Origin of the sequence: Mesorhizobium sp. (genome assembly GCF_017306585.1) — a bacterium.
Classification (GTDB): Bacteria; Pseudomonadota; Alphaproteobacteria; order Rhizobiales; family Rhizobiaceae; genus Mesorhizobium.
Map to the genome: position 1 here is coordinate 21,604 of NZ_JAFKIC010000172.1, position 10,278 is coordinate 31,881.

Below are 10,278 nucleotides of genomic sequence, written 5' to 3' on the forward strand. Positions count from 1 at the left end.
GGTTCAGCCGACGGGGATAGGAAAACCATCAGTTCTGAAGCGGAAAGGCGTTTCATTTGAAGGTCTTGCTTGTCGAAGACGATGAATCCATCGCCAGTCAGTTGGCGGAGGCCTTGCGCGCGGAGAATTTCGTCGTCGATATCGCGCGCAATGGCGAAGACGGCCAGCATCTGGGCGAGACCGGGGCTTACGATGTCGCGGTTCTGGACCTGGGGCTGCCGAAGGTCGACGGCAAGTCCGTGTTGCGGGCATGGCGGGCCGCGGAACGCCTGCTTCCCGTCTTGATCCTGACCGCGCGTGACGGCTGGTCGGAAAAGGTCGAGGGCTTCAAGGCAGGCGCCGACGACTACCTGACCAAGCCGTTCCGCACCGAGGAGCTCGTCATGCGCCTGCGCGCTCTGGTCCGCCGCGCGGCAGGGCACGCCCAGACCAAGATTGTCTGCGGTCCGTTAAGCTTTGATGCCCAGATTGGCACCTTCGAACTCGACGGCCTGCCGCTGAAGCTCACGGCGCTGGAATGGCGTGTTCTCTCCAGCCTCGCCCTGCGCAAGGAAGTCGTTGTCACTCGCCTCGACCTGCTGGAGCGTGTCTATGAGGGTGACGCCGAGGTCGATTCCAACTCGCTGGAGGTCATCATCGCGCGGCTGAGGCGCAAGATAGGCCACGACCATATCGAAACCGTACGTGGCCTTGGCTATCGCCTGACGGCGGGCGGACAATGAGCGCCCCTGCCCGCTCGCTCGCGGCCCGGCTGCGACTCGCGGCTGTCGTCGCGATCTGCATGGCCCTTCTGCTGGCGGGAGTCGTGATTGCCGTCATCCTGCAGCGCTTCGTCGTGGCCCAGATCGACCAGCGTCTCGACGCGCAGATTTTCGCCATATCCTCGGCGCTTCAACGAGACGATGGCGGCCGGCTGTCCGTCGCGCCGGCCCTAAGCGGGCCACCTTACGACAATCCCCGGTCGGGATGGGTCTGGCAAGTCACCGCACCGTCCGGCGATGTCGTGTCGGCGTCGCTTGGCGCCGCCGGGCCGATGACAATCCCGGCCACGGCGTCAGGCCGGCTGGACAACCTGCTGGGGCTGAGGGACTGGTTTGGCTTGCTGCACTCTCTGGGTCGACCGAAGTCGATCGAGGCGACGGCCGGCGAAGGCGATGCAATGCATTGGCGGGTTCTGGAGGTGCCATTCGGCTCCGAGACCGTAACCGTGGCGGCGGGCGCGCCTTATCATGCCATTTCAGGACCTTTGCGCGAAGCGCTGGTGCCGTTGGGGCTGGCTCTGGTAACGCTCGGCTTGCTGTTGTTTGGCGCGCTCTTTGCTCAGGTGCGGCTCGGGCTGCAGCCGCTGGCGAACTTGCGCGCCGGCCTCGCCGATATCCGCGCCGGCCAACGAGAAACACTGCCTGTCGATCAACCGAGCGAAATCCGCCCCCTGGTGGACGAGGTCAACAGTCTGCTTGCGGAGAATGCCGAAGGCCTGGCGCGCGCCAGGCGTCACGTCGCCAATCTCGCGCATGGATTGAAGACGCCCTTGGCCGCCCTGAGCCTGACTCTGGAACGACGCGCAGCCCGAACGGCGGGGGCCGATATTATAGGCGTCAACGCCCGGGACATGCGCGCGCAGCTGGATCTGATGGACAGGCTGATCCGTCATCACCTGGCACGCGCACGCGCCGCGGCGTTGGGCGGTCCTGTGCGCGCCAGCATCAATCTTCGCCAACGCCTGTCGGATCTGCAGGGGATGATGGCCAATGTGCACCGGGAGCGCGGATTGAGTTTCGAGATGTCTGTCGAGACCGAGCTCACCGTTGCGGTCGAGACGCAGGATTTCGACGAGATAATGGGCAACATTCTCGACAACGCCTGCAAATGGGCGGCATCGCGTGTCACCATCCTGGCCACCGCCGACGATGCTTTCATCGCCATTGTTGTTCAGGACGATGGCGTCGGTCTTCACGCTGACCAGATACCGGAAGCGATGCGGCCGGGCCGGCGTATGGATGAAGCGACACCCGGCCATGGTTTTGGTCTGCCGATCGCCCGCGAACTTACCGAACTCTACGGCGGCACGGTCGATTTGTCCCGCGCCTCGATCGGAGGCCTGCGGGTGACGATAAGACTGCCGGGAAGCCAACCTGTCGGCGGCCAGCGAGCAGCGCGTGACTTAACCTAACAAGCCGCTCGCTTTGCCGTCGAGGCCGCGCTGTGCGGCGCACTGAGGACGATCTGCCGCTTGCCGCCAGGCGCGAGCCCGATTGCCAGCTCGGCCGCCTTGCCGATGCCGGCTGCGTGCCCGACGAGAAGCCTCTGAACCTCCGCCGCATCCTCCACCGTCAACACGCTCTGGGGTTTCGATGACCGGCGGCCACGGCGGAACTCGGCAGGGCTGCAGCCGAACCGGACCCGGAATTTGTTATAGAAGACGGCCGGATTGCCGAAGCCGCCGCGCTCCATGATCGTGCCGATCGTGTGATCGGTCGTGCGCAGAGCCTCGGCGGCGCTGTCGAGCCGCAAGTTCTGCGAATAGTCGCGGTACCCGATTCCGAGATGCCGCTTGAACAAGCGGGACAGATGGCTGAGCGTCAGCCCCTCCTCCTCGGCGATCTCGCCGAGGTTCTGCCCCTCGTCCTGGTCATTCAACGTGTCCATGATCCGCAGGATCCGGTCACGGCTGTCCGATCGCAACTGCGCCCCGGCCGAATCGGCCACCTCATGCGGAATCCAGCGGTAGACGTAGCAGGCGAGCAGGCTGGCGATCGTCTGGCGCACCATGATCTCTTCGGAGTGGTTGATCTGATCCAGCGCAAGGCGCGCCATCAGCGCCTTGATCGGCGCGACCCGGTGCATGAACGACTGGCTGTGCAGGAAGGTGCGGCAGAGATATTGCCGCGAAGCGAAACCAGGCAGGCCCAGACGTTCGAAATGGGCAGTGTCGAGATGCACGCCGCAAATCAATGTGTCGCGCGAGATGGATGTCGAATTGTGCGGCACGTCGGCATTGATGATGATGGCGTCGTCTTGCTCCATCTCGCAGACCTGCCCGTCCACCACGAGGCGGAACCGCCCCCGCAGCACGAACAGGATCTCCATCTCGCGATGCCAGTGATAGGGCACGTCGGCATAACCGTGCACGAAGGCACGGCAATGCCCCTCGCCCGACGGGCCGTGATCCTCGAAACCGCAACCGGGCTCGGACCCAAGATAAGCGATATTCATTCGTGACCTCCCAGGATCAGCCCACTAGATATCAAAAACTGTCGTAATTCCAGCACAAGTTTCGCGGCTAGATGGCAGGCTTTCCCTATGCCATCGTTGGTTCTCTGGCGGATGATCGCCGATCGAGCCGTGCGAGCGAGCAAGCCGGCGGAATTCGGCAAGCCGACCTCAGGCACAATGAAGTGGACAGCGCGATGACGTGGAATATTTCCGACAAGGAACTGGGTGCCCTCGTGGACCAGATGACGCCTGAGGAAAAGGCGACGCTGGTGACGGGCCATGGCCTCTGGCGCACCGCGGCCAACTACAGGCTCAACATTCCCGAGGTTTTGATGACGGATGGAACCTACGGCGTCCGCTATTCGATTGAGCAGATCGACGGCCCGCAAGACAGCGACAGCCAGCTCGCGTCCTTTCTCAGCGTCGTCAATGCCGATCTTTCCCGTGGCGTCGAAGGTGCTTTCGGCTCGACCCGTCCGGCTACCTGCTTCCCCAACGGATCGTCCTTCGGCTGCTCCTGGGATGTCGATCTCGCCCACCAGCTCGGCGAGGCCCTGGCCGATGAATGCCAGGCCTTCGGCGTCAACATCCTCCTCGGCCCCGGCATCAATATTCGTCGTATTCCGCTCGCTGGACGCAGCTACGAATATTATTCCGAAGACCCGGTCCTGTCCGGAGAGATCGCGGCGGCGGTCATCAACGGCATGCAGAAGAACGGCGTTGGCGCTTCGCTCAAGCATTTCGCCTGCAACAATTCCGAAGTGCAGCGGACCACGATGAGTTCGGTCGTGGAGGAGCGCGCCCTGCGCGAAATCTATCTTGCCGGCTTCGAACGAGCCATTCGCAAGAGCAACCCCTGGACCGTCATGAGTTCCTACAATCGCCTCAACGACGTCCAGGCGGCCGAAAACCGCTGGCTGCTGACCGACGTCCTTCGCGACGAGTGGGGTTATGACGGCGTCGTCGTTTCCGACTGGCATGGCATCAAGGATCGGGCGGCATCGATGAACGCCGGCAACGATCTCGACATGCCTGAAAGCGCGGCGCGCCGACAGGAACTGCTCGACGCCGTGAAAGATGGCCGCGTCTCGACCACGGTGCTGGACCGGTCGTGCCTGCGCATCCTCAAGCTGATCCGGACGGCACGCAACGGCATTCGCACGGCCGTTACCGTCGACTTCAAGAAGCATCACGCCCTGTCGCAGCGCATGGCGGCGGAATCCATCGTCCTGCTCAAGAACGAGGGCGGGCTCCTGCCGCTCGACGGAGGCACGCTGCGACGGATCGCCGTGGTTGGCGCCGCCGCGCGCGAGCCCGTCATCCAGGGGTCGGGCTGCGCCACGACGCGGCCGACCGAGGTCGATATTCCGCTTGATGAGATCCGCCGCCTTGCGCCTGGCGCCACAGTCACCTTCAATCTGGTTTCCGATTTCGCGCCCGGCAACGCCGGTGAAAAGGCCGCGCTTGCCGACATCGACGCCGCCGACATCGTGCTGTTCTTCGGCAATACGGAAGTGGGCTACGATGGCGAAGGCTCGGACCGCACGGACCTCAACCTGCATGACGGCCAGGACGACCTCATCGACCGGCTTTCCCAGCGCAATGGCAAGTTCGCGGTAATCCTCGCCACGCCGGACGCCGTCGCCATGCCCTGGGTGGACCGGACCGCGGCTGTCCTTGCGATGTTCTTTGGCGGACAAGGCACGGGCCGTGCGGTGGCGCAAGTGCTGTTCGGCGTCCAAAATCCGTGCGGAAAGCTCACCGTCACCTTCCCGGTGAAGCTCGAGGACACGCCTGGCTTCCTCACCTATCCAGGCGAGAACAACAGGCACATCTACAGCGAAGGCATCCATGTCGGATACCGTTCCTACGACAAGCGCAAACTCGCTCCGCGGTTCCCGTTCGGATTTGGGCTGAGCTACACGACGTTCGACTATTCCAACATCGAGATCGACGCGGACACCATCAGCGCCGCGAGCACCCTGACGGTGTCCTTCGACGTGACGAACACCGGAACGCGCGCCGGCAAGGAGATCGCCCAGATCTATGCCCGCCCGCACAACCCGCGTCTCATCCGTCCGCTCCGCGAACTCAAGGGCTTCGCCAAAGTGGAGTTGCAGCCGGGAGAAACCAGGCGCGTCGAGGTGGCGGTCGAGGCCCGCGACCTGCGTTACTACGACTGCGATCATCGCAGATGGCTGCTTGACGCTGGCAAACTGACGATCGAGGTGGCCGCATCCTCGCGCGACATCCGGCTGGAAAGGACGGTCGATGTCGAAGCGCCGGCATTGCCATCGAGCATCCTCACCGTCGAAAGCCAGCCCGCCACGGTGCTGGAGCAGGACTTCGCGCGCAAGCGCTTCGGCGCCTTCCTCAAGGAACAGCTCGATCTTGACGACGAGGAGACCGGCAAGCTGCTGGAATATTGCGGCGGTTCGTTCCTGGGAATCTACAACACCGTGGCCTGGGTCGCCGGAGACAAGATCTCCAAGGAGGTCATGGCCGACTTCCTGGACCGTCTGAACAACGAAATGGGTCGAGCAATCGGCAAGGCGGCCTGACGATTTGCGGCAATCGTCCGGCTGCCAGGTCAGGGAAGATCGCAAATTCAAAATCAACAAGAATGACTTCAGAAAGGGAACCAAGATGAACCGGAAATGCCTCTCCTCCACGATGGCCCTTGTCGGGTTGCTGGCTGCTTCCACCGCCGCCTTCGCGCAGACCGTCGACGTGCAGCAATACTGGACGAGCTCCAGCGAATCGAAGGCGATGAATACGATCGCCGATGCCTACAAGGCCCGTGGCGGCAAGTGGATCGATAGCCCGTCGGCTGATTTCGACTCGACCATCGCGGCGGCGGCCAGCCGCATTGCCGGCGGCGAACCGCCCTCGGCGGTGCTGATGACGCCAAGCGCGGCCATGCGCGATCTCGCGTCCTCCGGCCAGCTTCGCAATTTCGACGATTTCGCCGCGGCGAATGGTTGGCAGAAGGCCATGGCGCCAATCGTCTGGGACAAGATGAACGTCGGCGGCCATCTCGTCGGTCTGCCGGTGGGCATTCATGCCGACAACTGGGTCTGGTATTCCAAGCCCGTCTTCGAGGCGGCGGGACTGGAGGAGCCGAAGACGCTGGACGAGATGTTCGCCGCCGCCGATAAGTTGAAGGCGGCCGGCCATACCGCATTCGCCGTGGGCGGCGAGCCCTGGCAGGAAGTGACGATCCTCACCTCCATGATCATCGCGCTGGGTGGTCCTGAATACTGGAACGAGCTCTTCATCAAGCGCGATCCCGAGGCGCTGAAGTCGCCTCTCCTGCCAAAGGCCTTCGAATTGTTCCGCAAGGTTTCGACCTACACCGATCCGGCAAGCCCTGGCCGCTCCTGGAACGAGACCACGAACATGGTGGTGACTGGCAAGGCGGGAATGCAATTCATGGGAGACTGGGCGCGCGGCGAATTCCTCGCCGCCGGGCAAGTGGCCGGCAAGAACTTCGGCTGCTTCCTCGTGCCGACCGACAAGCCCGCCTATGCCATCGTCGTCGACATTTTCGCATTCCCCCTCAACAAGGACGAGGATCGCATCAAGGGCCAGACCCTGCTTGCTGAAACCGTCATGGATCCGGCGGTCGAGGCAAAGATCGCCTCGGTCAAGGGTTCGGTGCCGTCGCGCCTGGACGTCGACACCAGCACGCTGGACCTGTGCGCGGTCAAGGGCGTCAAGTCGCTCGCCACGCCCGGGGTCACGGTCTCTTCAACCTACGACGCTCTGCCGGGTGACCTGAACGGCCGTATGACGGATCTCGCGACCCAGTTCTGGACCGACCCCTCGATGACCGTCGAGGCTGGCGTCAAGAGCCTGGGGGACATCCTCCAGACCAAGTGAGGAGTTGGGGGAAAGGAGCGGGCCGAACGCTGTTGAGGCAATGCCTGCCGGAGGCGGACAACGCCAGGCGTTGCCGGACTGGATGAGCGACACGCCTTGAGCAATTCCAGCAGCTTCGCGTCCGGAATTGCGTAAGAACAAGGAGGCGGAGCATCGGAGGCGATCCCGTTCGCCCGAAATGCCCTGGCCCATGGGAGGATTGGAATGTCGACCTGGCTCAAGCGGCAAGGTTTCAAGCCGGACATCACGGTGGCGGCCTTCTTCGCCGTCGTGGCGATCTTCTTTTACGGCTCGATCCTGTGGACCTTTTACATGTCGCTGACCCGCTCGACATTGATCCCGAAATACGAGATCGTCGGCTTCGATCAGTATTTCGACCTCTTCACCAATCAGCGCTGGCTCGTCTCCTGCCTGAACATGGTGATCTTCGGCGTGTTCTATATGGTCGGCACGCTGGCATTCGGAACCTTGCTCGCGGTGCTTGCCGACCGCCGCATCAAGGCCGAGTCTTTCTTCCGCACGATCTTCCTCTATCCCCTTGCGGTCTCGCTGATCATCACCGGCCTTTCCTGGCGATGGCTCCTCGATCCGACGACCGGCCTGCAGGCACTGATACGCGGCATCGGCTGGGAAACCTTCACCTTCGACTGGCTGACACGCCCCGACCGCGCCATCTACACGCTGGTCATCGCCGGCATCTGGCACTCCGCCGGCCTGGTGATGGTGATCGTGCTGGCCGGGTTGCGCGGCATCGACAACGACCTTTGGAAAGCAATCCGGATGGAGGGCATTCCACTGTGGCGCGCTTACTGCCAGGTGATCTTTCCCGGCATGCGGCCCGTCATTGCCTCCTGCGTGGTGCTGCTCATGTCCGAGGTGATCCGGGGCTATGATCTGATCATCGCCATGACCAAGGGCGGCCCGGGCATCTCTACCGAGATGCCCGCCAAGTTCGCGGTGGATTTCTACTTTGCCCGCGTCAATCTCGGGCTGGCGTCGGCCGCCTCGATCATGATGCTGGCGCTGTCGCTGATCATGCTCATGCCCTATTTCTACAGCGAATTCCGGAGGCGCTCATGACATCCGTCGTCGCCCGCCGGCAACCGGCATTCGGGCCGCGTGCCGCCCGCATCGGCCTCTATGTCTTCCTTGCCGTGTCCGCCATCTTCTTCCTCCTGCCGCTCCTGCTGGTCATCATGAACTCGCTGAAGCCGATGGAGGAAATCCGCCAGGGCAACCTGCTGGCGCTGCCGATCAATCCGAATTTCGATGCGTGGGTAAGCGCCTGGCAAAGTGCCTGCACGGGTCTTGACTGCGCGGGCGTCCGCCCCGGCCTGTGGAACTCGATCAAGATCACCATACCGAGCGTGGTCATTTCGACGCTGGCCGGCGCCCTCAACGGCTATGCGCTGGGGCAGTGGAAGTCGCGCCATGCCAACATGATCATGCTGCTGGTCACGGTCGGCTTGTTCATCCCCTACCAGGCGATGCTGTATCCGACAGTCAAGATCCTCAGCAATGTCGGGCTGTTTCGGACCTATGCCGGCATTGTCTTCGTCCATGTCATCTATGGGCTGCCATACACGACACTGCTGTTCCGCAATTTCTATGTCGGCATACCCGACGAGATCAGCCGCGCGGCTCGCATGGAGGGCGCGCGCTTCCTCAGGACCTTCTGGTCGATCATTCTGCCGATCTCGACCAACATCCTGGTGGTGGTCGCGATCCTGCAGTTCACCGGCATCTGGAACGACTACCTGCTCGGCCTGATCTTTGCCGGCAACGACAACCTGCCGATGACGGTGCAGTTGACCAACATCGTCGGCAATTCGCGCGGCGCCGCCAATCCCAACGTCAACATGGCCGCGGCGCTGATCACGGCAATTCCGACGCTCGTCGTCTACTTTCTGTCCGGCCGGTACTTCGTGCGCGGCATCGCCGCCGGCGCCGTCAAGGGTTGAACCATGTCCAGCATTTCCCTACGCCAGATCAAGAAATCCTTTGGGGCTCTCACCATACTCCATTCCGTCGACATGGAGATCGACAAGGGAGAGTTCATCGTCATCCTCGGCCCATCGGGCTGCGGCAAATCCACCCTCCTCAACGTGATCGCCGGCCTCGACGCGTGCGACGAAGGCCAGATTGTCATCGAGGGCAAGGACGTCAGCGGGCTGGAGCCCAGCGAGCGCGGGCTGGCGATGGTGTTCCAGTCCTACGCGCTGTTTCCGGCAATGACCGTGCGCCGCAATCTTTCCTTCGGCATGGAGATAGCCGGAACGCCGAAGGCGACTGTGGTCGAGAAAGTCGCCTGGGTCGCCAAGCTCCTGCAGATCGAAGCATTGCTCGACCGTAAACCGGCCCAGCTCTCCGGCGGCCAGCGCCAGCGCGTGGCCATCGGCCGCGCTCTCGTACGCTCCTCCAGCATCTGCCTGTTCGACGAGCCGCTGTCGAACCTCGATGCCAAGCTGCGCGCCGAAACCCGCGTCGAACTCAAGCAACTGCATGAAACCCTGGGGTCGACGATGATCTATGTTACCCATGACCAGATCGAGGCCATGACCATGGCCGACCGTGTCGCCGTCATGCACAAGGGCAAGGTCGAGCAGTTCGCGCATCCGCAATCGATCTACGAGAAGCCGGCAAGCCTCTTCGTGGCCGGTTTCGTGGGTTCGCCAGCGATGAACTTCATCGACGGCAGGCTCGACGGATCGGGACGCTTCCTGACCGGCGACATCGCCATCGGCACCGATGCCTACGCGTTCGAGGAGCGGCAGCCCTCCGGCGAGATCGTGCTTGGTATTCGCTGCGAGGACGTAACAGTCGTCGATCGCGGCGCGCCGGAGAGCATCCCGGCGTCGCTCGCTTTCACGGAACTGCTGGGCGCGGACGCGCTCGGATGGTTCGACTGCCTTGGCAAGCGCCTTAGCGTACGGCTCGGCATCAAGGCGGCCCGGTCCATGCGCAAGGAAGTCGGGCTGCGCTTCGATATGTCGAAGGCATCGTTGTTTTCTCGAGCAAGCGAAAGGCGGCTCTAGAGTATCCGTGATTGTCAAGGAAGTGATGGGGTCCATTTTCTGCGGTCCCTGAGCAATGCGTTGGCGAGGACGATTATCTTTCGCATGATGGCGGTGATGGCCTTCTTGGGTGGTTTGCCGGCGGCGACGAGGCGGTCGTAATTGG

The 10,278-nt window shown here is 62.8% G+C and carries 8 protein-coding genes and 1 pseudogene; 7 read left to right on the forward strand and 2 right to left on the reverse strand.

Annotated elements, in window-relative coordinates; genetic code table 11:
• Positions 1–56: 56 nt before the first annotated feature.
• Complete coding sequence (locus tag J0I79_RS20445) at positions 57–722, forward strand: response regulator transcription factor (protein ID WP_292863003.1); 666 nt, start codon at positions 57–59, stop codon at positions 720–722.
• Entirely contained in the window at positions 719–2,173 is a 1,455-nt protein-coding gene (locus tag J0I79_RS20450; RefSeq protein WP_292863006.1) for a HAMP domain-containing sensor histidine kinase, read from the forward strand. Before J0I79_RS20445 ends, J0I79_RS20450 begins: the two co-directional genes overlap by 4 nt.
• On the opposite strand, the gene J0I79_RS20455 is transcribed toward J0I79_RS20450, so the two are convergent.
• The gene (locus J0I79_RS20455; RefSeq protein ID WP_292863008.1) at positions 2,170–3,216 is read right to left on the reverse strand and encodes an AraC family transcriptional regulator; all 1,047 of its coding nucleotides are present in this window, start codon (positions 3,214–3,216) and stop codon (positions 2,170–2,172) included. The two genes, J0I79_RS20450 and J0I79_RS20455, sit on opposite strands and share 4 nt — an antisense overlap.
• 194 nt (positions 3,217–3,410) lie before the next feature.
• Between J0I79_RS20455 and J0I79_RS20460 the strand changes: the two genes are divergently transcribed.
• The 5 genes from J0I79_RS20460 to J0I79_RS20480 all read left to right on the forward strand — a co-directional run bounded on the left by J0I79_RS20460 (position 3,411) and on the right by J0I79_RS20480 (position 10,133).
• Complete coding sequence (locus J0I79_RS20460; RefSeq protein WP_292863011.1) at positions 3,411–5,777, forward strand: glycoside hydrolase family 3 C-terminal domain-containing protein; 2,367 nt, start codon at positions 3,411–3,413, stop codon at positions 5,775–5,777.
• Positions 5,778–5,862: 85 nt separating this feature from the next.
• A complete protein-coding gene (locus tag J0I79_RS20465) occupies positions 5,863–7,098 on the forward strand; it encodes an ABC transporter substrate-binding protein (RefSeq protein WP_292863014.1) in 1,236 nt (411 codons plus the stop codon).
• Between the two features lie 204 nt (positions 7,099–7,302).
• Complete coding sequence (locus tag J0I79_RS20470) at positions 7,303–8,178, forward strand: sugar ABC transporter permease (RefSeq protein WP_292863017.1); 876 nt, start codon at positions 7,303–7,305, stop codon at positions 8,176–8,178.
• Positions 8,175–9,059 carry a carbohydrate ABC transporter permease gene (locus tag J0I79_RS20475; RefSeq protein WP_292863020.1) on the forward strand — a complete coding sequence of 295 codons (885 nt, stop codon included), beginning with the start codon at positions 8,175–8,177 and terminating at the stop codon, positions 9,057–9,059. The genes J0I79_RS20470 and J0I79_RS20475 overlap by 4 nt, the downstream gene beginning before the upstream one ends.
• Positions 9,060–9,062: 3 nt before the next feature.
• Positions 9,063–10,133, forward strand: a complete 1,071-nt coding sequence (locus tag J0I79_RS20480) for an ATP-binding cassette domain-containing protein (RefSeq protein ID WP_292863023.1) — start codon at positions 9,063–9,065, stop codon at positions 10,131–10,133.
• Between the two features lie 14 nt (positions 10,134–10,147).
• Here the strand turns inward: J0I79_RS20480 and J0I79_RS20485 are convergent.
• Positions 10,148–10,278: pseudogene (locus tag J0I79_RS20485) on the reverse strand (IS110 family transposase); the annotation flags it as partial.